At 35.7% G+C, this 22,467-nt stretch carries 26 protein-coding genes and 1 rRNA gene; 3 read left to right on the top strand and 24 right to left on the bottom strand.

Annotated features, from left to right (window positions below; translation table 11 throughout):
• Positions 1-103: 103 nt before the first annotated feature.
• From Q0977_RS13085 to Q0977_RS13075, 3 genes are all read right to left on the bottom strand, one after another.
• A complete protein-coding gene (locus Q0977_RS13085) occupies positions 104-1,063 on the bottom strand; it encodes a ribose-phosphate diphosphokinase (protein WP_119416036.1) in 960 nt (319 codons plus the stop codon).
• Between the two features lie 23 nt (positions 1,064-1,086).
• Positions 1,087-2,457, bottom strand: a complete 1,371-nt coding sequence (gene glmU / locus Q0977_RS13080; protein WP_119416035.1) for a bifunctional UDP-N-acetylglucosamine diphosphorylase/glucosamine-1-phosphate N-acetyltransferase GlmU — start codon at positions 2,455-2,457, stop codon at positions 1,087-1,089.
• A gap of 158 nt (positions 2,458-2,615) precedes the next feature.
• Entirely contained in the window at positions 2,616-3,749 is a 1,134-nt protein-coding gene (locus Q0977_RS13075; protein WP_299514711.1) for a cysteine desulfurase family protein, read from the bottom strand.
• Positions 3,750-4,004: 255 nt separating this feature from the next.
• On the opposite strand from Q0977_RS13075, the gene nadC reads away from it, so the two are divergent.
• Both nadC and nadA read left to right on the top strand, forming a co-directional pair.
• Positions 4,005-4,862, top strand: coding sequence for a carboxylating nicotinate-nucleotide diphosphorylase (gene nadC / locus Q0977_RS13070; RefSeq protein WP_299514708.1), 858 nt, complete (start codon positions 4,005-4,007; stop codon positions 4,860-4,862).
• Between the two features lie 19 nt (positions 4,863-4,881).
• On the top strand, positions 4,882-5,961 hold the full coding sequence (gene nadA, locus Q0977_RS13065) for a quinolinate synthase NadA (RefSeq protein WP_119416063.1): 1,080 nt from the start codon (positions 4,882-4,884) through the stop codon (positions 5,959-5,961).
• 79 nt (positions 5,962-6,040) lie between these two features.
• Here the strand turns inward: nadA and spoVG are convergent, their stop codons facing one another.
• The 11 genes from spoVG to metG all read right to left on the bottom strand — a co-directional run bounded on the left by spoVG (position 6,041) and on the right by metG (position 15,489).
• On the bottom strand, positions 6,041-6,328 hold the full coding sequence (spoVG, locus tag Q0977_RS13060) for a septation regulator SpoVG (protein WP_299514705.1): 288 nt from the start codon (positions 6,326-6,328) through the stop codon (positions 6,041-6,043).
• A 244-nt stretch (positions 6,329-6,572) separates the two neighbouring features.
• Positions 6,573-6,944 carry a RidA family protein gene (locus Q0977_RS13055; RefSeq protein ID WP_119416031.1) on the bottom strand — a complete coding sequence of 124 codons (372 nt, stop codon included), beginning with the start codon at positions 6,942-6,944 and terminating at the stop codon, positions 6,573-6,575.
• Between the two features lie 2 nt (positions 6,945-6,946).
• Positions 6,947-7,774, bottom strand: a complete 828-nt coding sequence (gene purR / locus Q0977_RS13050) for a pur operon repressor (protein WP_119416030.1) — start codon at positions 7,772-7,774, stop codon at positions 6,947-6,949.
• A 56-nt stretch (positions 7,775-7,830) separates the two neighbouring features.
• Positions 7,831-8,697, bottom strand: coding sequence for a 4-(cytidine 5'-diphospho)-2-C-methyl-D-erythritol kinase (gene ispE, locus Q0977_RS13045; protein WP_119416029.1), 867 nt, complete (start codon positions 8,695-8,697; stop codon positions 7,831-7,833).
• Between the two features lie 222 nt (positions 8,698-8,919).
• The gene (locus Q0977_RS13040; RefSeq protein WP_255416313.1) at positions 8,920-9,084 is read right to left on the bottom strand and encodes a small, acid-soluble spore protein, alpha/beta type; all 165 of its coding nucleotides are present in this window, start codon (positions 9,082-9,084) and stop codon (positions 8,920-8,922) included.
• A 152-nt stretch (positions 9,085-9,236) separates the two neighbouring features.
• Positions 9,237-9,500, bottom strand: coding sequence for a biofilm formation stimulator Veg (veg, locus tag Q0977_RS13035; protein ID WP_119416027.1), 264 nt, complete (start codon positions 9,498-9,500; stop codon positions 9,237-9,239).
• A gap of 147 nt (positions 9,501-9,647) precedes the next feature.
• The gene (rsmA, locus tag Q0977_RS13030; RefSeq protein WP_119416026.1) at positions 9,648-10,529 is read right to left on the bottom strand and encodes a 16S rRNA (adenine(1518)-N(6)/adenine(1519)-N(6))-dimethyltransferase RsmA; all 882 of its coding nucleotides are present in this window, start codon (positions 10,527-10,529) and stop codon (positions 9,648-9,650) included.
• Positions 10,522-11,091, bottom strand: coding sequence for a ribonuclease M5 (gene rnmV / locus Q0977_RS13025; protein ID WP_119416025.1), 570 nt, complete (start codon positions 11,089-11,091; stop codon positions 10,522-10,524). Before rnmV ends, rsmA begins: the two co-directional genes overlap by 8 nt.
• A gap of 171 nt (positions 11,092-11,262) precedes the next feature.
• On the bottom strand, positions 11,263-12,234 hold the full coding sequence (locus Q0977_RS13020; RefSeq protein WP_199670735.1) for a 3D domain-containing protein: 972 nt from the start codon (positions 12,232-12,234) through the stop codon (positions 11,263-11,265).
• A 138-nt stretch (positions 12,235-12,372) separates the two neighbouring features.
• The gene (locus Q0977_RS13015; RefSeq protein WP_119416024.1) at positions 12,373-13,143 is read right to left on the bottom strand and encodes a TatD family hydrolase; all 771 of its coding nucleotides are present in this window, start codon (positions 13,141-13,143) and stop codon (positions 12,373-12,375) included.
• A gap of 387 nt (positions 13,144-13,530) precedes the next feature.
• Positions 13,531-15,489 (bottom strand): methionine--tRNA ligase, encoded by a 1,959-nt coding sequence (gene metG / locus Q0977_RS13010; RefSeq protein WP_119416023.1) that lies wholly within the window; start codon positions 15,487-15,489, stop codon positions 13,531-13,533.
• Between the two features lie 355 nt (positions 15,490-15,844).
• Between metG and Q0977_RS13005 the strand changes: the two genes are divergently transcribed.
• Positions 15,845-16,123 (top strand): AbrB/MazE/SpoVT family DNA-binding domain-containing protein, encoded by a 279-nt coding sequence (locus Q0977_RS13005; RefSeq protein WP_102693395.1) that lies wholly within the window; start codon positions 15,845-15,847, stop codon positions 16,121-16,123.
• Positions 16,124-16,296: 173 nt separating this feature from the next.
• Here the strand turns inward: Q0977_RS13005 and rsmI are convergent, their stop codons facing one another.
• The 10 genes from rsmI to rrf form a co-directional block, all read right to left on the bottom strand.
• A complete protein-coding gene (gene rsmI / locus Q0977_RS13000) occupies positions 16,297-17,172 on the bottom strand; it encodes a 16S rRNA (cytidine(1402)-2'-O)-methyltransferase (RefSeq protein WP_119416022.1) in 876 nt (291 codons plus the stop codon).
• The gene (locus tag Q0977_RS12995; protein WP_299514685.1) at positions 17,169-17,438 is read right to left on the bottom strand and encodes a GIY-YIG nuclease family protein; all 270 of its coding nucleotides are present in this window, start codon (positions 17,436-17,438) and stop codon (positions 17,169-17,171) included. The genes rsmI and Q0977_RS12995 overlap by 4 nt, the downstream gene beginning before the upstream one ends.
• Positions 17,422-18,171 carry a tRNA1(Val) (adenine(37)-N6)-methyltransferase gene (locus tag Q0977_RS12990; RefSeq protein ID WP_124218384.1) on the bottom strand — a complete coding sequence of 250 codons (750 nt, stop codon included), beginning with the start codon at positions 18,169-18,171 and terminating at the stop codon, positions 17,422-17,424. The genes Q0977_RS12995 and Q0977_RS12990 overlap by 17 nt, the downstream gene beginning before the upstream one ends.
• 65 nt (positions 18,172-18,236) lie before the next feature.
• Positions 18,237-18,596, bottom strand: coding sequence for a DNA replication initiation control protein YabA (gene yabA / locus Q0977_RS12985; protein ID WP_119416019.1), 360 nt, complete (start codon positions 18,594-18,596; stop codon positions 18,237-18,239).
• Between the two features lie 22 nt (positions 18,597-18,618).
• Positions 18,619-19,437 (bottom strand): stage 0 sporulation family protein, encoded by an 819-nt coding sequence (locus Q0977_RS12980; RefSeq protein ID WP_119416018.1) that lies wholly within the window; start codon positions 19,435-19,437, stop codon positions 18,619-18,621.
• Positions 19,430-20,434: a DNA polymerase III subunit delta' gene (gene holB / locus Q0977_RS12975; RefSeq protein WP_119416017.1), complete on the bottom strand. Its 1,005-nt coding sequence runs from the start codon at positions 20,432-20,434 to the stop codon at positions 19,430-19,432. The genes Q0977_RS12980 and holB overlap by 8 nt, the downstream gene beginning before the upstream one ends.
• A gap of 60 nt (positions 20,435-20,494) precedes the next feature.
• Entirely contained in the window at positions 20,495-20,932 is a 438-nt protein-coding gene (locus tag Q0977_RS12970) for a YaaR family protein (protein ID WP_119416016.1), read from the bottom strand.
• 17 nt (positions 20,933-20,949) lie between these two features.
• Positions 20,950-21,279: a cyclic-di-AMP receptor gene (locus tag Q0977_RS12965; RefSeq protein ID WP_119416015.1), complete on the bottom strand. Its 330-nt coding sequence runs from the start codon at positions 21,277-21,279 to the stop codon at positions 20,950-20,952.
• A 70-nt stretch (positions 21,280-21,349) separates the two neighbouring features.
• Positions 21,350-21,976, bottom strand: a complete 627-nt coding sequence (gene tmk / locus Q0977_RS12960) for a dTMP kinase (protein ID WP_119416014.1) — start codon at positions 21,974-21,976, stop codon at positions 21,350-21,352.
• 280 nt (positions 21,977-22,256) lie between these two features.
• Positions 22,257-22,373, bottom strand: a 5S ribosomal RNA gene (gene rrf, locus Q0977_RS12955).
• Positions 22,374-22,467: the final 94 nt, after the last annotated feature.

The raw sequence follows: 22,467 nt of genomic DNA, 5'->3' as shown, positions 1-22,467 counted from the left end.
ATTTAAAAATAAATTTATATGTTTATAGTCGATATCTCTATTTTAAACAATTATAAAAGCCCTACATCTGTTTCTAGATGTAGGGCTAAACTTACGTTAAAAATTAATCAAATAATTTACTTACAGATTTATTTTCATAAATACGAACAATCGCATCAGCAAGTAATGTAGCAACTGATAATTCTTTAATTTTTGGTGTTTTCTTTTCCTCAGGTAATTGAATTGAGTTTGTAACAACTAATTCTTTAATTACTGAGTTTTCAATACGATCAATTGCTGGACCTGACAATACAGGGTGTGTACAGCAAGCATAAACTTCTTTTGCACCACTTTTTACAAGAGCTTCAGCGCCGATTGTAATTGTACCAGCTGTATCAATAATGTCATCGATTAAGATACAAATTTTCCCTTCAACATTACCAACAATGTTCATAACTTCTGCTACATTTGGTTTTGGACGACGTTTATCGATGATAGCAATTGGTGCCTTTAGTCGTTCTGCCATTTTACGAGCACGAGTTACACCACCATGGTCAGGTGATACTACTACAACATCATCTGGATTGAATCCTTTTTGTTTGAAATGATCAGATAACAAAGGTACACCCATTAGGTGATCGATAAGAATATCGAAGAAACCTTGAATTTGTGGAGCATGTAAATCTAGAACAACTACACGAGTTGCACCAGCAGTTTCTAATAAGTTTGCCACTAATTTTGCCGTAATCGGTTCGCGTGAGCGTGCTTTACGGTCTTGACGAGCATAGCCATAGTAAGGCATTACTACGTTTACTGTGCGTGCAGATGCACGTTTCACAGCATCAACCATAATAAGCAGTTCCATTAGATTTTCATTTACTGGAGCTGAAGTTGACTGAACAATAAATACGTCACAACCACGAATACTTTCCTCAATACTGATTTGAATTTCTCCATCACTGAAGTGTTTTACAGAACTTTTTCCTAATTCTACACCCACTTCTTTTGCAATTTCTGTAGCAAGTGGTTCATTTGAATTTAGTGAAAAGATTTTTAAATTTGAGTTAGCATATTGATACGGCATGATGGCCTCCTGTTAATTTTTAATTATTTTAAATTTAATTTGTTAACATAGTTTTCTTTGTTTTCTTGTCGAGAACGACCGATAGCAAGTGCATTTTCCGGTACATCTTTTGTAACAGTTGATCCAGCAGCGACAAATGAATTTTTGCCGACTTTGACAGGAGCTATTAAATTTGCGTTGCAACCAATAAAAGCATGATCTTCAATTACTGTTTGATACTTATTTTTACCATCATAATTAACGGTAATCGTACCACAACCAATATTGACGCTGGCACCAACTTCTGCATCCCCTAAATAAGTTAGATGAGAGGCTTTACTACCTTCGCCAAGTGTCGTTTTTTTCAATTCTACAAAATTACCAACTTTCGCATGATTACCAACATTTGATGCTGGGCGTATATGCGCAAACGGACCAATTGCAACATCATTGCCAATTTGGCTATCTTCCACAACAGAAGAATGTACAGAAGTACGATCCCCAATTTGGCTATGTTGAATATGACTATTCGGTCCTATTAAACAGTCTTCACCAATGACAGAATCCCCATCAATCATCACACCTGGTTGAATAACGGTATCGCGACCAATTTTTGCATCAACGCTGATATAAGTATTTTCGGGATTAATAATTGTAACCCCATTACGCATATGATTTTCGTTAATACGCGCACGCATAATACTTTCAGCTTGAGATAAAGCTACTCGATCGTTTACTCCAAGTGTTTCATAAAAGTTTTCTGTAACATTAGCTGCTATAATTTCGCCTTGTTTTTGCAAAATTTCAATCACATCTGGTAAATAATATTCACCTTGTGCGTTATCATTATTCACTAGTTTCAATGCAGCGAACAAAGCTTTGTTATCAAAGCAATATGTCCCTGTATTAATTTCGGTTACTTTTCTTTGTTCAGGTGTTGCGTCTTTTTGTTCGACGATTTGAGCTACCTGACCATCCTCTCCGCGTATAATGCGACCGTAACCGGTAGGATCTTTAGCTATAGCTGTTAAAATTGTGGCCTTTGCATGATTGGCTTCGTGATATTCATATAGCGCTTTCATTGTCTCAGGGCGAATTAAAGGTGTATCACCACATATAACAATTGTTGTACCATCTAGATCACCAAGGATTGGTTCTGCTTGTTGAACTGCATGTGCTGTACCTAATTGTTCAGCTTGTAATACATATTCACTTTTGTCCTTCAATTGTTCTTGAACCTTTTCAGCACCATGACCAACAACTGTCACGATACGTTCAACATTCAATTCTTGAATATGGTCTACCACATGTTCAACCATCGGCTTACCACAAACCGGATGAAGAACTTTATATAATTTGGACTTCATACGCGTGCCTTGGCCAGCTGCCAAAATTACGGCATAAATATTCGTCATTTCTTAAGTCCTCCAATTAAGCAGATTTTCTCTTTTGACTATAAAGCAAATTTAACTAATTTTCAAGACTTTACGGCTTGACAAAACAGTGAAGTTCAAATTAATATTATAAATTTTGTCTATTTTATTTTTGTAAAATTTTCTAGAGTGATAAAAATTTACAATTCCATACTTTTTGTACAATTCACAATCTCAATTAACCCTTCAGCAACCTTCTTTATATCTTCACTAGTTGTCTGACTACTAAAAGAAATTCGAAAGAACTGTCGTGCTTCATCTATATGATATCCCATCGCTATTATTGCTTTCGTTCCAACAGAACTATTCGCATCGCATGCGCTACCTGTTGAAATATAAATCCCACGTTCATTTAAGTGCAACATTATATATTGTCCTTCTAATCCTTTTATTTGCATGCCACAAATAGCTGGGTATTGCACTTCATTGGGTGCCTCAACAAATTGATAAGGACTATCTGCTAATAGTTCTTTCAATTTGTTTCGTAGTGTTGATAAATGAGATAAGTTTGTTTGTTCTTTAGTTTCTATTGCTGCTACTGCAAAAGCAGCGATTCCTGGTACGTCTACAGTGCCCCCACGTAATCCCCCTTCATGTGTTAATCCCGGAAATAGAAGAGAAGCTTTACATTTTGGGTGAATATATACTGCTCCACATCCTTTTGGTCCACCAACTTTATGTGCAGAAAATACCATTGCATCTACTTTACTCGCAAAACTTTCTAAGGGAAACTTCGCAAACGATTGAACACAGTCTACATGACAACGGATCTGATATTTTTTTGCTAATTTAATAATTTGTTCAATAGGCTGAATCGATCCTATTTCAGGATTAATATGCTGAATCGAAATAAGTATGGTCTCATCACATATTGCCTCTCGGATTGCTTGAATACTAACTTGCCCATTTTGGTTGAAAGGTAATCTGGTAATTTGAAATCCTTCTTGTTCTAGTGTATTCATAGCAGCATGCACAGAAGTATGTTCCGCAGCACTAGTAATGATATGTTTTCCTTTCTGAGCATTAGCTCGAGCAATTGATAGTATAGCAATTAGATTTCCCTCTGTTCCACTTCCTGTAAAGTAAATCCCCTCAGGCACAACACCTGCACAATGTGCAATCATACGTCTTGCATTTTCTAATATTTGTTTTGCGTTTGTTCCCTCATTATGAGGACTTGATGGATTCCCATAAAACCTTTTAGCAATATCCTTGTACGTTTCTATAGCATATTCACTCATTGGTGCTGTTGCTGAATAATCAACATAAACCATAGGTCTTCCTCCTTTCTCAATTACAATACATAAAGCCTTAAAAGTAAGATTATATTTAGCAGAGTTATAGCTTTAAAACGCTTGTTTTAATCAGTATTTTATGTCAATATATGTGACAAGACAACTGTAAACTATAATATGAAAAAGCAGAGTTATACAGTTGTCTTATTTAAAGTATTGGGATTACAGCACTTTAATTAGCTCACATTATTATTCAAAATCTTTAAACTACAAAGCGATAAAGGGGTGTATGGCATGAATCAACTAAAGCTCGAATCCATGCTTAAAAGATTTTTTTTAGAAGATATTGGTGATGGCGATATCTCAGGTGAACGTCTATTTGCAAAAAACACAATAGGAACTTTCTCATTCCATGCAAAGGAAGAAGGGATTTTCTGTGGGGAAGATATTATTACAATCGGATTTTCTATGTTCAATAATGGGGTGAAATGCAATCTATTAAAACACGATGGAGACTTATTAAATAAAGGCGATCTCATCGCAAAAATTGAAGGACCTATTCAAACGCTACTCGCTGGGGAAAGAGTTATCTTAAATTTAGTACAACGTATGTCTGGAATTGCTACCGCTACTAGACAAGCTGTTAATCAAACCGTTCATTCTACAGCGAAAATTTGTGATACACGGAAAACAACACCAGGTTTGAGAATGCTAGAAAAATATGCTGTACGAATGGGAGGTGCATTTAATCATCGAAACGGGCTTTATGATTGTGTAATGTTAAAAGATAATCATATTGCATTCGCAGGGAGTATAACAAGTGCGGTAAATACAATAAGGTCGCGAATCGGACATACTATTAAGATTGAGACTGAAATTGAAACAAAAGCACAATTGATTGAGGCAATCGAAGCAGGTGTTGATATTATAATGTTTGATAATCGTACCCCCGAAGAAATTAAAGAATGGCTTCCACTTGTACCGCTACATATTACAACAGAAGTATCTGGTGGTATTCAATATAATCAAATTAAAGATTACGCGGCAACTGGAGTTGACTGGATTTCACTAGGCTCTTTAACACACTCTGTTAAAGCACTTGATATAAGTGCACTCGTACAATTGAAAGGAGTTACCCAAATTGCTCACTAATCCTACATTATTCGAAAAAATGTCGCAGTTGCCACCTCACTATAGCACGCTTACAAAAGAAGAGATGGAATTGCGTGTTTGGGAGATTAAAAAACAATTAGGTAAGAAACTTTTCATACCAGGGCATCATTATCAGCGTGATGATGTTATACAGTTTGCGGATGCTACAGGAGATTCCCTACAACTTGCTCAAATTTGTGCTAATAATGTGGATGCAAAACATATCGTATTTTGTGGAGTACACTTTATGGCTGAAACAGCAGATATGCTTACAGAAGATAGACAAATAGTTTATTTACCTGATATGCGTGCAGGTTGCTCAATGGCAGACATGGCCAATATCCATCAAACTGAAATTGCTTGGGAGGCACTTCAAAAACTTTTTGGTGATACAATTATCCCTCTAACTTATGTAAATTCAACGGCTGGTATTAAGGCTTTTACAGGCCGAAATGGTGGGGCATGCGTTACTTCATCTAATGCGAAGTCAATGGTAAGCTGGGCATTTACGCACAAAAGGCGACTACTTTTTTTGCCAGACCAACATCTAGGTAGGAATACAGCATTTGACATAGGAGTTTCATTAGAACAAATGGCTATTTGGGACCCCCTAAAGGAAGAATTAGTTTTCGACGGGGCACTAGAAGATATCAGCGTAATATTATGGAAAGGGCATTGTTCAGTACATGAAGGATTTTCCGCTTATAACATCAACCAGGTACGTGATGAACATCCTGAAATGCGTATTATTGTGCATCCCGAATGTAGGCATGAAGTCGTCGCCGCAGCTGATGATAATGGATCTACCAAATACATTATTGATACTATTAAAGCTTCTCCTTCTGGTTCCTCTTGGGCAATAGGAACAGAAATGAACCTTGTTCGTCGAATTATTCGCCAGTATCCTGACAAAAATATTATTTCATTAAATCCAAATATGTGCCCTTGTATGACCATGAATAGAATTGATTTACCGCACCTCCTATGGTCCTTAGAGCTAATTGTAGAAGGAAAGAAGGGGAATATTATTACTGTCGACGCTAAGACGACTAAAGATGCTAAATTAGCATTACGACGTATGTTAGAACATGTTCAATAGTTTTCTTCTAAAAACTATCATGTCCAATAAAAATAGAGCCTGTTTCAATACATTATTGAAAGGCTCTTATTTTATACTTTTATCGTTGTTCTTCCAATATTTCTACTACTGCTTCCTCTGAATCGGCATATGCTGCTAATACAGATTCTTGAATCTTTGATCGTGTGCCCGAGTTTATAGGATGTGCAATATCACGAAACTCACCATCAGGTGTTCTTTTACTTGGCATTGCTACGAATAATCCAGCATTTCCATCAATGACACGGATATCATGCACGACGAATTCGTTGTCCAGTGTGATGGAAGCAATGGCACGCATGCGGCCATCTGTCTCAACACGTCGAAGTCTTACGTCTGTTACTTCCATTTTTTCACCACCTCTCATCTTGGGTGTAAATTAGAATCTATTTACATATATTCAAGAAAAGTATATCTATTTCCTTCTTAATTTTAAACAATTTTTTCAAAATTTAAAAAATTATTTCGATTTTTATACAAAAATCCACTTAGATTACATAATATTTATTGATAAAGAGTTAAAAAAACAAGCCACGATAGAAAACGCGGCTTGTTTTTTAGAAAATTATTATGATTGATAGACTTTTACTATCCTAAACTAATGCAATGACTTCAATTTCCACTTTAGCATCCTTTGGTAGTCTTGCAACTTCGACCGTAGTACGTGCAGGTTTATGTACACCAAAGTGTCTTGCATATTCCTCATTCATAGCTGAAAATTCTTCCATATCCGAGATATATACAGTTGTTTTAACAACCTTGTCCAAAGAAGAACCTGCTTCTGCTAGAACTGCTTTAAGATTTTTGAAAACTTGATTTGTTTGTTCTGTAATATCACCATCAACAAACTCTCCTTCTGCTGTCAATGGGATTTGACCTGAACTATAAAAAAGGTTGTTAATAATCATGCCTTGAACATATGGGCCAATCGCTGCTGGTGCATTTTTTGTTGCTACTACATTCATTACTAATTTCCACCCTTCTCAAAATAGTTTCCTTCACATAAAGCTATGGTGTGATCTTTTTCATTGACTTCTTTTAATTTGACCAATGAATAATAATCATCCACAAGACGCTCATCGGGGTGTTCGGCTTCTACTAAAACAGCTATACCTGCTAAAGTACAGTCAAATTCCTCCAATAAGTTTTTCATTCCGTTCATTGTACCCCCGACCTTCATAAAGTCATCAGTAATAAGAACGCGTTGCCCACTTTTCATGCTTCGTTTTGATAGCACCATTGTTTGTATACGACGAGATGAGCCAGATACATAGTTAATACTAACAGTAGAACCCTCTGTCACTTTATTATCACGACGCACTACCACAACTGGCACATTTAAATGTCTTGCAATTGCATGGGCAATTGAAATTCCTTTTGTAGCTACTGTCATAATGACATCTATTTGTTGATCGCAAAAGGCCGAAGCAAACACCTTTCCTACACGGTTGATCAATTGGGGATTGCCCAATAAATCCGTCATGAATAGATATCCACCTGGTAACAAACGATCGGAATGACTTAACTCTCTAATCAACTCTGATATTACATCTTTAACAGCTATATCAGGGACTTTAGGTATATACTTTACACCCCCTGCAGCACCTGGGACTGTCACTAGAAGGCCAATCCCTCTTTCCTCAAATGTATCTTTAACAATCGACAAATCTTCACTTATAGAGGACTTTGCAGATTGATACAATTCTGCGAAAAATGTAAGGGGGATTAACTGTTGTGGATGCTCCATCAAATAATGCGTCATATCAACAAGACGCTCACTACGCTTCCATTTCATAAAATCCTCTCCTGAACACGAATATTTTATACAAAAAATAACACAAATATCTGTCTTTAATCAAGAACATCTAATTCGCCTAACATACGTACAGCAAATACTTCATCACAGAAACCTCTAAGACCGTTTACAATTCGGCTAACACGCGCCTTATTTTGTACCAGTCCAAACACTGTTGGTCCACTTCCGCTCATTAATACTGCATCCGCTCCGAAACGACTCATTTGTTCTTTAATAACAGATACTTCTGGGTGTAGCTTTAGTGTAACACTTTCTAATACATTACTTACTGTATCACATACTAGTTGGTAATTCTTATTTTCAATGGCTGCCTTCATTTGCATTGTATTTGGATGTACAACTTCATCCATATTCAAGCCACCATAAACAGCTGCGGTGGAAACGCCAATTGATGGTTTTGCTAAAACAACCCAACACGTTGGAGGTGTAGCAATATGTTCAATTTTTTCCCCACGTCCTCTGGCAATCGCAGTTCCTCCATAAACGCAAAATGATACATCTGATCCTATTTGTGCGCCCAAATCAGCCAGTTCATCGAGTGTTAAATTTAAATTCCATAATTGGTTAAGACCTTTTAATGTAGCCGCTGCATCACTACTACCACCAGCTAAACCCGCAGCTACAGGAATTTGCTTATCGATTGTTATAGATACGCCGTCTTGAATACTATATGTATCTTTTAATAATTTTGCCGCTTGATATGCTAGATTCCTTTGATCATCGGGAACAAAATTACTGCTTGAATGAATTAGAATCTGTCCATCATGACGGTTTTTCAAGCCAACGCGATCGGCTAAATCAACTGTTGTCATAATCATTTCAACCTCATGATAGCCATCTGGACGTTTATATAGTACATCAAGTGTTAAATTTATTTTGGCAGGTGCTTTTACGTAAAGCATATCTCCGCCTCCTTCCGATAAGTATAAAAAAACAAGATAAAGTTACTTCGTTCTTTTCACTGAATAATATTCTACCACAGGAAAAGAAAGTTGAGAAAAAACGTACATGAATCTTTAAGAGTTTTGCCACCCTTTATAAGTTATAAACAAAAAAGCAGTTCACCTCTAAAAATATAGAGGGAACTGCTTTTGTCAGTTCGCTTCATATGATTTTAAGATTGCCTACTTTTGGCTATTGTCACTTGCTTGACCTCGTTCAGCCATTTCGATTGCTTTCTTCACCATATTTCCGGCATCCCGTGCTTTGATTCCGCCCCATCCTTCACGTTCAACAGTATCGTAAAAGCCTAATTCTTTAGCGATTTCTACCTTCAAACGATCGGACATCATTGATCTTCTCGCCAAACGAAATTCCTCCTTTAGCGACTGACGCTACTAGTATGTCCTCAAAAATAAAAAACACTCATAAAACATTCCTTTGGACAAAAGAATGCTCTACAAGCGTCCGAACAAAATATTCGATTATAATTACAACTTACTTATTTGGCGGCGGCAATTTGAGTTGCTTCGTCGTCAAATGTAATCTCTACTGCCTCTGTTAATATATCTGTGTAGCTGTAAGAAACACGCTCAAAAGCGTTTTCGTCTTGATCAAGATCAACTACAAATACTGCGCGATATGTTTCACGTAATATCCCAGCGCGCTCAATCGTTTTCTTGCGACCACCGTTTGCTTTTAATTGCAGACGTTTACCCAAATGACAATCTAACGACTTTTTAATGTCAGCTAAAGTTTTTGGCATTTTCGCTTACACCTCACTAATAACAAGTATACATAATACCGGTGTTTTTGTCAACACAAAAATTATATTTTAACAATGAAGCTTTGCTATGTCAATAACTTTTTATATTAAACTCTATTTTTTCTTATTATTATACTAATATATGGTTTATTTTTTGAAATATGGGTATAAAGCGTCTGCCAATTGACCAAATTCTACGATTGATAATGTTTCCCCTCGTCTTGTTGGATCAATATTTACTTTGGCCAATGCAGATAAGATATTTTCCTTCTTTTCTTTTCCATTTGGCAATTGGGATTGTAAATTATTTAATATCGTTTTACGTCTTTGTGCAAAAGAACTACGAGTTACTTCAAATAAAAATGACTCATCAATAACCTTTATAGGTGGTTCTGTATGACGTATTAATCGTAGAACAGCAGAGTCAACATTAGGCTGTGGCATAAATACCGTTTTAGGTACTGTCATAACAACTTCTGCACTCATATAGTACTGCACAGCAATTGATAACGAACCATATGCTTTTGTACCAGGGACAGCTGAAATGCGATCCGCAACTTCTTTTTGCATCATAACAACCATTCCGCGAATTGGTAGACCTTCCATAAGAAGTTTTAATAAAATTGGTGTCGTAACGTAATACGGTAGATTAGCCACCACCATAATGTCTTTGTAGTCATTTAGTTCTTCTGTAATAATTGAAGCAACATCTGCCTTCAATACATCTGAATGAACAACTTTTATATTTTCATATGGGCTTAATGTATCCTCTAGTACAGGTAATAATCGTTGGTCAATTTCAAAAGAAACAACCTTTCCTGCAGCACGGGCTAAATGTTCCGTTAAAGCTCCTATTCCTGGCCCTACTTCAATTGCTGCACTTTCTTTTGTTAAGTCAGCATAGCTTACAATGTTACGCAAAATATTGGGGTCTATTAAAAAGTTTTGACCTAAGCTCTTTTTAAATGAAAATCCATATTTTTTTAATATTTCTTGTGTGCGCAAAGGTGTGGCAATATCTTTATGCATTTTGTTCCTCCTGATTGATGTGTGCAATTGCTTTTCCAAATTGCTCTTCTGTAATTTGAAACATCCTTAATCTTTTTACGAGTTGTTTACCATTTGTAGAACCAATATTTAAAATTTCCCCTAATCGTTCACGTCTTTTTTTGGCATCGGGGTGTGATAGCAATTTAGCAGCTATTAAGTCGTCTAACGTAATTGTATCGGGTGAATCCTGACTGACTTTTTGTGGCGTATAAACTTTGGACAATGCATAACGAATATCTTCATCCTTCGCATGTTCAATACCTAAACTTTTACCATTCTTAGCAATTGTCTTTTTCTTTGGCAAAAATGCATGTTTCACACCTTGAACACGCGCTTCAATAATTGCGCGAATGCGGCGACCCGGATAGTCTGGATCCGTAAACACAATGACACCTCGGACATCTTGAGCATGTTGAATATTACGGAGGGTTTCTTCCGAAATTGCTGATCCATTTGTTTCAATTGTGTCTGCATTAACTGCCCTTTTTATTGCTGTTGTATCGTCTTTTCCTTCAACGACAATGATTTCCTTTATATCCACGGATATCGAATCCTCTTTTCTAAAAAGTTCCTTTGACCATTTTACTTTGATTCTACACTTATTGTACAGTAACGGTACAGAAAATAGATATAAGTGCAGTTTATTTGCTGTAAAAGTAAAAAAGCTTTCTTCTACCAGTATGGAGAAGAAAGCTTAAAATTTTTCATTTTTTTATTTTTGAACTGTAATTTTAACTGTACGGCGTCCCCAATTGTACGCTTGCTTTTTCGATGGCATGAAAACATCAATTTTACGTCCTTTAATAGAGCCACCTGTATCACCGGCAATTGCCAATCCATAGCCATTTACATATACCATTTTACGAAGTGGTATTACTCGAGGGTCTACTGCTATAACTTTTTTATATGGATTTTTTCGTAAATTAATACCTATAGTTGTTTTACCTGAGCATCCGTTACAGTAAGCTGTATACGCTGTCGATGTTACATACATAGATTTACCATTAAGGGAATTTGATACCTTTTTGACTGTGCCTGATCGCAAGTATGCTTTTGATACATACCCAGTCTTGCCACTATAGGATACTTTATACCATTTTCCTTTTTTGCTTTTATATGTCACATTTTTACCCTTAGGTATTACTTTAATAACTTTGTATTTAGCTCCTGGACCTTTTCTCATATTTAGGTTACCAGTCGTGTGGTATTTTCTTGAACTACTAACTAGTGTAATTTTCTTGTTGGAATTTCTATTTGCATAAACTTTGGAGTCTTCCACTACATCGATGGCCTTTTCTACTCGAACGTCAGATGCAGCAGGGTCATTTATATTTTGCGTATCTTTACTTTCAAGAGTATCGCTATTTTCCTCTGACTCAACTGTAGGTTGCTTTAAAAAGTCAGCGACCGTAGTCGAAGTTTCTCCTGCTAAAATTTGAGATGTGTTGTTATTTTTCTGTTCGTATAAATTATTAATACTCAATGAGGTCGATTGGATAACATTGTTAATATATAAATTACTAACTACATTTCCCTGTTGTTTTCCTTCTGCTTTTACAGTAACAGGTTTACCAATAACGCTTAATATTACAGCAAAAGCTAATAGAATAGTTATAAAACCTGCCACTCTTTGCTGTTTCCTCAATGACTTTAAGAACAGAGTTTTCATGGAATTATTTGGCATGAAAAACGCCTCCTTATCACTCGTTGGATTATATAGACTCTTTTTTGATTGTCAACAGATAAGACTTTACAAATTATTAAAAAGAGAGTTGAAGATCCTTTTTTTGAATGTGGGAGACGTTTGTTTATTTCACTCTTTTTATGCTTCAATTTTAAAAAAACGATGCGCATTTTCGGTTGTTTTTTGCGCAACTTCTTCAACTGTTAACCCCTTCAATCGCGCTATTTCTTCAGCGACTAACGGTACAAACGAAGGCTCGTTTCTTTTTCCACGGTTCGGATGTGGAGCAAGGTATGGAGCATCTGTTTCAATCATCAAATATTGCAAAGGTATTTTCTCTGCTACTTCTTTCGGCTTTTTTGCATTTTTAAAAGTAACAGGGCCACCTAAACTAATCATAAAATTCATTTTGATACAAATTTCTGCGGTTTCTACGCTACCGCTAAAGCAATGCATCACACCACCAACATCTTCGGCGTGCTCTTCTTGCAAAATACGCACACAATCTGCAGTTGCTTCACGGTTGTGAATTACAATTGGTAATTTAACACGCTTTGCAAGCTGGATTTGTTTTCGTAACAACTTTTGTTGAGTCTCTTTTGGCGACTTGTCCCAATAATAATCTAGTCCAGTTTCACCAATTGCTACGACCTTAGGATGTTTTGCTAACTCTTCAATCCACTGCAAGTCTGATTCAGTACAATCTATTGCATCAACTGGATGCCATCCTATTGCCGCATATAGAAAGTCGTACTCTTCAATCAATTCCATTGCACGGTTGATCGTCAACCTATCAAATCCAACAACAACCATTTTTTTCACATTTGCTGCTAAAGCTCGATTAATTACTTCTTGTAAATCATCATTATATTGTTCTGCATTTAAATGGACATGCGTATCTATAAACATATTCATTCTCCTCACATGTTTAACATTTTAGCTAAATAAACCATTTCACAGTTCACAGAGAAATTACAAATATATTACAAACATTACATCTCACAATATACTTAATACCTACGAACTAACATCTCTCTTCAAAGGAATAGTCTATTATACCTATAATGATAAATCGTATTCACCAATTTTCAATCGATTTTTGTCTATTTTTTATATCAACAGATACAAAAACCTGCCGTCTATTTCCAGCAGGTTTTTTGTTACTAAATAGCATTGTATTTTACCAAATTATTCATTTTTTATTCTTTTAAATAAATAAAATATCAAAAATAAAACATTTTAACTTTAACTATTGTTATTCACCATAATGTAATTGGCCATTTTAATGCCGTATTATTATTTAACCTTAGCTCCATTTTCTAATTTCTCGTCCACAGTCGCTAAAGTCAATACACCATTCTTACTTCCAGCTAAAATCATTCCTTGTGATAATTCACCACGAAGTTTTACAGGTTTTAAATTAGCTACTACGATAACTTTGCGTCCTATTAACTCTTCAGGTTTGTAGTGTTCCGCAATACCAGATACAACCTGACGTTGTTCATAACCCAAATCCAATTGAAGTTTAAGTAGTTTATCTGCCTTTGGAACTCTATCACAAGCTGTTACAGTTGCAACTCTTAGATCTACCTTCATAAAATCATCAATTGTAATTTCAGGAATTTCTTCTTTCTTTTCTTCCTTTTTCGGTACTTCAACTGTTTTTACAGAGCCACGCATTTGATCACGAATATATGTTACTTCTTCTTCGGTATCTAAACGAGGGAAAATAGGAACACCTTTTTCGATAACCTTTGTACCGTTTGGAATAACACTTTCTCCATTTAGAGTATCCCAAGCAAGTAATTCCTCTGATAAGCCAAGTTGACGGACAATCTCTTTAGGGGAGTTTGTCATAAATGGTTGAATCATAACTGCCACACGTCGTAGACTTTCAGCTAAATTATTCATCACTGTTGCAAGTTTTCCTTGCTGAGCCTCATCTTTTGCAAGTACCCACGGTTGTGTTTCATCAATATACTTGTTCGTGCGCGATACTAATGCCCAAATATCTGCTAATACAACGCTAAATTGCATTTTTTCCATATCAGCTTCATATTTTTCTTGTGTTTCTTTTGCTTGTGCATGAAGCGCTTCATCGAAATCTGTTGGTTCTAAATCTTCAGTTGGAATGATACCATCAAAATATTTATTCATCATTGAAACAGTACGATTTAGTAAATTACCAAGGTCATTTGCTAGATCGAAGTTTGTACGTTCAACAAATGATTCTGGGGAGAACACACCATCTTGCCCAAATGGTAATTCACGTAGTAAGAAATAACGTGTTGCATCTAAACCATAACGTTCGATCAACATTTCAGGATATACAACATTACCTTTAGATTTTGACATTTTTCCATCTTTCATCATGATAAAACCATGAGCGAATACTTTCTTAGGAAGTGGTAAATCTAAAGCCATCAAGAAAATCGGCCAATAGATCGTATGGAATCTGACGATATCCTTACCAACGACATGAACATCTGCTGGCCAATATTTTTTGTATTCTTCATCATTCTCTGTGCCATAGCCTAATGTTGTTAGATAGTTGGTTAAAGCATCAACCCAAACGTAAATAACATGTTTGGGATCTCCAGGAACTCGAATACCCCAGTCAAATGAAGTACGAGAAACAGAAAGGTCTTCTAACCCTGGTTTAATGAAATTATTAATCATTTCATTTTTACGTGATTCAGGCTCGATAAATTCAGGGTTTTCTTCATAGAATTTTAAAAGACGATCTGCGTATTTCTTCATATTAAAGAAGTATGATTCTTCTTTTACTTTGTGAACAGGTCTACCACAATCAGGACAGTTACCATTATCTAGTTGTGTATCAGTAAAGAAAGATTCACATGGTGTACAATACCATCCTTCATATTCACCTTTGTAAATGTCTCCATTATCTAAGAATTTTTTGAAAATTTTCTCTACAGTCTTTGTATGGCGCTCTTCTGTTGTTTGGATAAAGTCATCGTAAGAGATGTCCATTGTTTTCCAAAGTTTTTTAGCTGCTGCCGCAATTTCGTCAACATATTCTTTTGGGTGTTTCTTTGCTTCTTCTGCTTTTTCTTGAATTTTTTGACCATGTTCATCCATCCCTGTTTGGAATCGAACATCATATCCACGTAATCTTTTATAACGAGCCATTGTATCAGCAGCTACAGTTGTGTAGGCAGTACCGATATGGAATTTACCACTTGGGTAGTAAATTGGTGTCGTTATATAGAATGTTTTCTTTTCATTTGTCACGAAAACTTCCTCCAGTGCTATACAGTATACCTACTATTTTATCGAAGTACTAAATACCTTTCAATTAAAGTTTATTTTACATGTTTTTGTCTAAATTTGTCGAATAATATTCAGAGAAAAAATATCTAAATTTATAAGCAAAAAACCGTATAAAGGAACAAATTTTGTGCAAAATAAATTAAATTCCTATGATGAATATCCTTAAAGAACGGAAATTTTTTGAAAAAAAGTTACTCATGTAGTGAAAAATAATTGACGGTTATGGCATTAGTTGGTATGATATAAAACAGAAGTAGAGTTTATGTCGAATTTTGACGAATAATATTATTATGAAAATATAGGAGGAACTCTTGTAATGAAATCTACTGGTATTGTACGTAAAGTTGATGAACTTGGTCGCGTGGTTATTCCTATCGAACTTCGTCGTACTTTAGGAATCGCTGAAAAAGACGCACTAGAAATTTATGTTGATGATGATAAAATCATCTTAAAAAAATACATGCCTAATATGACATGTGCAGTAACAGGTGAAGTATCTGATGATAACTTCCGTTTAGCTGGAGGCAATTTAATCCTTAGCCCTGAAGGTGCACAAATCCTTATGAAAGAAATCCAAGCTAAATTAAATAAATAATTTATTAAAATTAGCTACTCGAGCAACAAGATATAAAATAAGAAGTCATTTTTACTTTATTACCTTGCTTTCAAATGTGATTTTATATAAGAAAAAACCCATCCGAAATATTCGCCATTTCGGATGGGCTTTTTTATTATTTACTTAAAGATGTTGAGATAATTTCTCGCCATTTAGTTTTCAATATGATATTGTTGGTAGACTTCTCTTTTCGCTAATCCACGTACTTTAGCTACTTCTTTAATAGCCTCTTTCGAAGATAGCTTTTCGTTAGAAATTAATTGGTCGACATGTTCTATAATAGATAGCTGATCCCACCAATTCTCTTCTTCCTCATCTTCTCCATTTATATTTCCTTCAACAACTAAACAAAATTCTCCTCGAATTTCATTGTTATTTGCCCATTCGATTGCTTCATCTAAAGTTCCTCGAAGAAATTCCTCGAATTTTTTTGTTAACTCGCGAGCCATAACAACATGACGATTCCCAAATATCATTTGCATATCTTTTAGAGTATCCTTTAAACGATGAGGTGCTTCATAAAAAAGTATAGTTTCATGTCGTCTCTTCAATAATTCCAGCGAGTCACGGCGATCTTTTTTATGACGACTTAAAAAACCATAAAAGAAGAAAGGTTGTGGAGATAACCCAGAGGCAATTAAAGCTGTAATAGCTGCATTAGCACCGGGTATAGGTACTACTGCAAAATGTTCTTCAATAGCTTTTGCAGCAATATCTGCTCCAGGGTCAGAAATACATGGCAATCCGGCATCACTTACAAGCGCTACTGTTTTCCCTTCACGTAAAAATTGAAGTAATTTTTCTCCGCCTTGTTCTTTATTATGATCATGATAACTTACTAATGGTGTTTCTATTTCAAAGTAGTTGCACAGCTTTTTAGTATTCCGGGTATCTTCTGCTGCAATAATATCCGCTTCTTTTAATATTCGTATCGCACGCATCGTCATATCTTCCAAATTTCCAATAGGTGTCGCCACTAGATATAAGCAACTACCTTCTTCATGCATGGAACTTTTCTGTGATTTCACTCTTCCTCGCTCCTTGTTACGATATAGTTTATCTTCTGCTGTCTTGTTAGTCGTTTAAAATAATATTCTGCACTCATTGCATCATGCTTGTTTTCAAATACTTCAAAGTAAATACAATGTACAGGTCTTCTTGCTCTCGTATATTTTGCACCCTTACCAGAATTGTGAACAGCAATACGTTTTTCTAAATTATTCGTATAACCAGTATAATATGTGCCATCGGAACATTCTAAAACGTACATAACATGGTTATTGCTTGTCACCATATAGCATTTCTCTCACTTCAGATGTATATTCATCATCTGCTCCATAAACATATAATGGAGGCAGAATTTTCAAATCTGGTTTTCCATCTTTAATTCCTTCTATTAATAAGGTGTTTGCTTCTTTGCCTTCCTTTGGGTAGACAAAGCGAATGCGTTTTGGTTCAATACGGTTTGCACGCATTGAAGTTACAATATCCAGTAATCTTCCTGGGCGATGGACAAAAGCAGCCTTTCCACCCTGTTTTAAAAGTTTACTTGCTGAGAAAATCATTTCATCTAGTTTTAAATAGATTTCATGTCTTGCAATAGCAACATGTTCCTTTAAATTTTTTTCACTCGCCTTATGTGCAGGAAAATATGGTGGGTTACATGTCACTACATCATATTTCTCAATACCTAGTATTGGAGCAATTGTGCGAACATCACCTTGCATAACTGTAATCTGCTCTTGCAATTGATTGTATTGCACACTCCTACTAGCCATATCAACAAGTCGATCTTGTAGTTCAACGGCAGTAATATGCCCTTTTGTTCGAGCACTTAAAAACAGTGGAATTGCACCATTTCCCGCACATAAATCTACAATATTTCCTTTTTGATAAGGTACACTTACAAATTTAGATAATAAAACGGCATCCAATGAAAATGAAAAGACTGACGGACTTTGAATAATTCGCAAATCCTCTGCTAGCAAATAATCTAATCTTTCATCTTCTTTCAACCATTGTTTCATTCATTTACCCTCCAACATAGCAAAAGACTGACCTCCACTTTTTAATGGAATCAGTCTTCTTTCAATTATTGTTTATTTAAAAATGATAGGCAGAATAAACAATCTTCGCCTTTTCGCGAACTACCGAAATGGACATGACAAACATGAAACCCTTCATGATATAACCGAGCTAGATTATCATATCCTTCTCCTACATCAACAGTCTCCTGTTTTTCTTCCTTAGCATTGGACTTAACAGATTTTTCTTGCTTCGTAGAAAGAAGTTCCTCTAAACGCGTTCGAAGATGATGATTCTCCATCTGTAGTGTTTGATGCTCTTCCATCATGAGTGCAACAAATTTCTTCAATGCCTCAAATTGTGTTTGCATCGATTCAAGCTGTTGTTCGAACTCCATAACAGTGTCTAAGAAATTACGGTCCTTCACTCAAGCCACCTCATTATTTCTTCTATTGAACAGAACTATTCTCATATTGTAATAATTCATCCAATGTATATTCTAAGATTCGTTGTTCTTCAAATATTTCAACTTGAAGCACGCGTTCTAATATGTTCAGACCAATCACTTTTCCTCTACCATCTGGAGTTGTAATCGTTTCACCTAAATCTGGCATTTGTACTCGTGCTTCTTCATATTCATCATTTTCATATTTTAGACAGCACATTAAACGTCCGCATAATCCTGATATTTTTGAAGGATTTAATGATAAATTTTGATCCTTTGCCATTTTAATAGATACTGGTTCAAAATCCCCCAAGAATGTGGAGCAACATAACATTCTTCCACAAGGTCCAATACCGCCTAACATTTTAGCTTCATCACGGACCCCAATCTGTCTAAGCTCAATACGCGTTCGAAAAATGGCCGCAAGATCTTTTACTAATTCACGGAAATCTACTCGTCCTTCTGCTGTAAAATAGAAAATAATCTTATTACGGTCAAATGTATATTCAACATCTACTAACTTCATTTCTAAACCATGTTCTAATATTTTACTTGTTGCCAGGTCAAAAGCACGCTTAGATTCCAATGCATTTTCATCAACTTGAATACGATCCCGTTCATTTGCAGGACGTACTACTTGCTTAAGTGGCAAAACAACATCATTTTCCCCAACCTGTTTCATAGGAACGACGATTCTTCCATACTCAATGCCCCTGGCAGTTTCTACAATTACATATTGACCCTTTTCAAGCAAATACTCTCCAGGGTCAAAATAATATATTTTACCCGCTTTTTTAAAGCGGACACCTACTACTTTATACAAAGGATTTTCCCTCCTGCAGATTCAGCATCAACTGCTCCATCATCAACGTCTTGTTCATATTACTCTGCAATTGTTTTCGTGCATTTAATATTGCTTGCAACTGCGCCGATAACTTATTGAAGGTTGTGTGAAGTGCAGCATCCTTCCATGTTGGAACTAGATCAGGATACGTACACATCGCTTCTGGGTTTGCTTTAACGGCTACTATATCTCGAAAGGCAAATAACAATAGATCTAATGCCATTTCAACTTGCTCTCTCTCTTTGAAAAGAGGTAACCAATCTTCATGTACTACTAGCATTGCTTCATGTACATTTTTAAAGGTTGCTTCTACCAATTTTAACACTGTCTTTCTTGACAGTGCAAACGCATCATCTTTTGCAAGAGAAAAAGCTTCTTCCAAATCACTCGTCATCATACTTACAGTAGCTGCCATAGATTGAGTTATACCACTATCAACCAATGTTTTCACCATAACATCTCGTTGGATTTCTCGAAATTTAATATGCTGACAACGTGATCGAATCGTTGGTAAGATTGCATTAATATTTTGTGTGACAAATATTGCAGTTACAATCCCTTCAGGCTCTTCTAAGAATTTCAGTAGCGTATTAGCTGATTTAACATTCAGTCTTTCAGCACTATGAATCACATATATTTTGCGTCCAGCTTCTAAACCTGTTTTGCTCATCTCATTTAATAATTTTTCAATAGCATCTACTTTGATAAATTGCCCTTCAGGATATACTTGATGAAAATTAGGATGATTTCCTGACTTAATGCGTTGACAGCTTCGACATGTTCCACATGGAACATTATTTTTAGGATTTTCACATAATAATAGCTGAACAAAGAAAAGCATCATCTCTTCCGTACCAGTACCCTTACCACCCTCGAATATGTACGCATGCCCTACCCTGTCTTTCTCAAAGATCATCTGTAGTTGCTTCATCACTACTGGTTGTAATTTAAGTAGTTCTTCAGCTGTATGCATCATCCATCACCTTTTCATTGTTTGAAAAAATCCCGTGCTTCGGAACACCGAAAGACACGGGTTTTACGTATAAAGGTTGATTAACAATCCTTTAATCTCACCTATTTTAGCTAATAAATCGACAGAATCTTTTTCTTCATTTAAAACGTCTTCTGTTAACTCAATCAGTTTTTCGTCAATTGTATCTACTATTTTCAAGCGACGACCTTCTCCAAAACGATTCCATGTATGAGATTGTTTTAACTCCATTCCATAGGAAACAGCTTCTTTTAAAAATCTCTTAACCAGCATTTTAAACTTTGCTAAATCTCGTAAATTTCTAGATTTTGCAATACGATCACCTGCAGTTGAGATATCGCCTAATAATTTTGTTATTTGTTCTGTTTGCATGCGTTGTCCGGACTTAACAACTAATTCACCAAAGCGTGTTGTTGTTTGGTGAACCGGCAATTTCTGTCTAGTTGTATCCAACCCTATACGCAGGTCTTGATTTATTTTCACCTAATTGTCCCCCATCTTTAAAAATGATGAAACTGGTCTATTGGTAAAACAAAAACAGTTGCTCCTCCTACCTCAACTTCTACTGGATATGGAATATATGCATCTGCATTTCCGCCCATTGGTGAAATAGGTGCCACCATTTGTTCACGAGAACGACAATTATCTCGAATTATATCTAATACCTTTTGGACTAGTGAATCTTCAGTACCTATCAAGAAAGTTGTATTTCCTGAACGAAGAAATCCTCCTGTACTGGCCAACTTTGTTGCGCGAAAATTATTTTTCGTCAAAGCGTTTGAAAGACGGTTACTATCCTGATCTTGAACAACAGCCACAACTAATTTCATCGGCATTCACCCCTTAATATATAGGTTCACTTATAATTATAACATATTTCCTATTAGCACTTCATTTACTTTATATTGCTCTTTTCAAAACTTTCCAGACATTTAGAAAAACTTCTTCTAACGGTTTGCTGGCATCAATTACATAAATTCTTTCTGGGAACTTTTCCGCAAGTTTTAAATATGCTTCCCTCACTTTTTGATGAAATGCCAAGCTCTCAACATCTAGGCGATTTATTTCTCGATCTTTATGCGAATTTATTCTCTCTAATCCTATTCTAGGATCTAGATCAAAAAGAATAGTCATATCTGGCATTCTTTTACCGATTGCAAATTCGTTAATTGATTTTACTCCTTCTATCCCTAAAGAACGACCAACACCTTGGTAAGCTAACGATGAATCGATAAATCGGTCGCAAAGAACTACTTTTCCTTGTTTTAATGCTGGTTCAATTTTTTCAACAAAATGTTGACTTCTAGCCGCAGCATATAATAATGCCTCTGTTTTTGCATCCATTTCTGTATGGGCTGGGTTTAAAATCACTTCGCGGATTTTTTCAGCTATCACGCTACCACCTGGTTCACGTGTTGCGATAACTTCTTTTCCTTCCTCTTGTAATTTATTTACTACCATTTTTAGGACAGTTGTTTTACCTGCCCCTTCTGGACCTTCAAATGTAAAAAATAATTTATTCGTCATGATTAAACCCTTTCCTATATACTATTACGTTTATTATACATGATTGACTTGATATGATGCTTTAAATAAACTATTTATCTAATTAGAAAGTACATTTACCCTTCATATTTTGTATTTAACTAATTTTACTTACTACTAGATTATAAGGTCATTTATATAAAATTATACTATTCACTATTTAAAATTTATTAAAGTGTCCTTATTAGCGAACGCTTAAAGTATCTTTAATAAATTGGCATAATAAAAAGCGCAACTGAATAAACAGTTGCGCTTTTAGTGTGCCTAGCAACGTCCTACTCTCGCAGGGGGACAGCCCCCAACTACCATTGGCGCTAAAGAGCTTAACTTCTGTGTTCGGCATGGGAACAGGTGTGACCTCTTTGCCATCATTACTAGACTATTGAGATTGCTCTCTCAAAACTGGATAAACATTCATTGAAGTTCTTAAAAACTTTTTGGTTAAGTCCTCGATCTATTAGTATTCGTCAGCT

Origin of the sequence: uncultured Rummeliibacillus sp. (assembly GCF_934216135.1) — a bacterium.
Lineage (GTDB): Bacteria > Bacillota > Bacilli > Bacillales_A > Planococcaceae > Rummeliibacillus.
This window is presented reverse-complemented; position numbering and strand designations above follow the sequence as displayed.

Bases quoted from the DNA above. Each gene is read 5' to 3' on its own strand.
- nadC (WP_299514708.1), top strand. From the start codon at position 4,005: ATGAATCAACTAAAGCTCGAATCCATGCTTAAAAGATTTTTTTTAGAA.
- glmU (WP_119416035.1), bottom strand. From the start codon at position 2,457: ATGACGAATATTTATGCCGTAATTTTGGCAGCTGGCCAAGGCACGCGT.
- Q0977_RS13075 (WP_299514711.1), bottom strand. From the start codon at position 3,749: ATGGTTTATGTTGATTATTCAGCAACAGCACCAATGAGTGAATATGCT.
- holB (WP_119416017.1), bottom strand. From the start codon at position 20,434: ATGATGCATACAGCTGAAGAACTACTTAAATTACAACCAGTAGTGATG.
- spoVG (WP_299514705.1), bottom strand. From the start codon at position 6,328: ATGGAAGTAACAGACGTAAGACTTCGACGTGTTGAGACAGATGGCCGC.
- Q0977_RS13020 (WP_199670735.1), bottom strand. From the start codon at position 12,234: ATGCCAAATAATTCCATGAAAACTCTGTTCTTAAAGTCATTGAGGAAA.
- veg (WP_119416027.1), bottom strand. From the start codon at position 9,500: ATGCCAAAAACTTTAGCTGACATTAAAAAGTCGTTAGATTGTCATTTG.
- nadA (WP_119416063.1), top strand. From the start codon at position 4,882: ATGTCGCAGTTGCCACCTCACTATAGCACGCTTACAAAAGAAGAGATG.
- Q0977_RS13015 (WP_119416024.1), bottom strand. From the start codon at position 13,143: ATGTTTATAGATACGCATGTCCATTTAAATGCAGAACAATATAATGAT.
- Q0977_RS13040 (WP_255416313.1), bottom strand. From the start codon at position 9,084: ATGTCCGATCGTTTGAAGGTAGAAATCGCTAAAGAATTAGGCTTTTAC.
- Q0977_RS12990 (WP_124218384.1), bottom strand. From the start codon at position 18,171: ATGAAACAATGGTTGAAAGAAGATGAAAGATTAGATTATTTGCTAGCA.
- Q0977_RS12995 (WP_299514685.1), bottom strand. From the start codon at position 17,438: ATGGTGACAAGCAATAACCATGTTATGTACGTTTTAGAATGTTCCGAT.
- Q0977_RS13005 (WP_102693395.1), top strand. From the start codon at position 15,845: ATGAAATCTACTGGTATTGTACGTAAAGTTGATGAACTTGGTCGCGTG.
- purR (WP_119416030.1), bottom strand. From the start codon at position 7,774: ATGAAATGGAAGCGTAGTGAGCGTCTTGTTGATATGACGCATTATTTG.
- rsmA (WP_119416026.1), bottom strand. From the start codon at position 10,529: ATGCATAAAGATATTGCCACACCTTTGCGCACACAAGAAATATTAAAA.
- tmk (WP_119416014.1), bottom strand. From the start codon at position 21,976: ATGACGAATAAATTATTTTTTACATTTGAAGGTCCAGAAGGGGCAGGT.
- Q0977_RS13085 (WP_119416036.1), bottom strand. From the start codon at position 1,063: ATGCCGTATCAATATGCTAACTCAAATTTAAAAATCTTTTCACTAAAT.
- Q0977_RS12965 (WP_119416015.1), bottom strand. From the start codon at position 21,279: ATGAAATTAGTTGTGGCTGTTGTTCAAGATCAGGATAGTAACCGTCTT.
- Q0977_RS13055 (WP_119416031.1), bottom strand. From the start codon at position 6,944: ATGAATGTAGTAGCAACAAAAAATGCACCAGCAGCGATTGGCCCATAT.
- ispE (WP_119416029.1), bottom strand. From the start codon at position 8,697: ATGCTTTACGTAAAAGCACCTGCCAAAATAAATTTAACACTTGATGTA.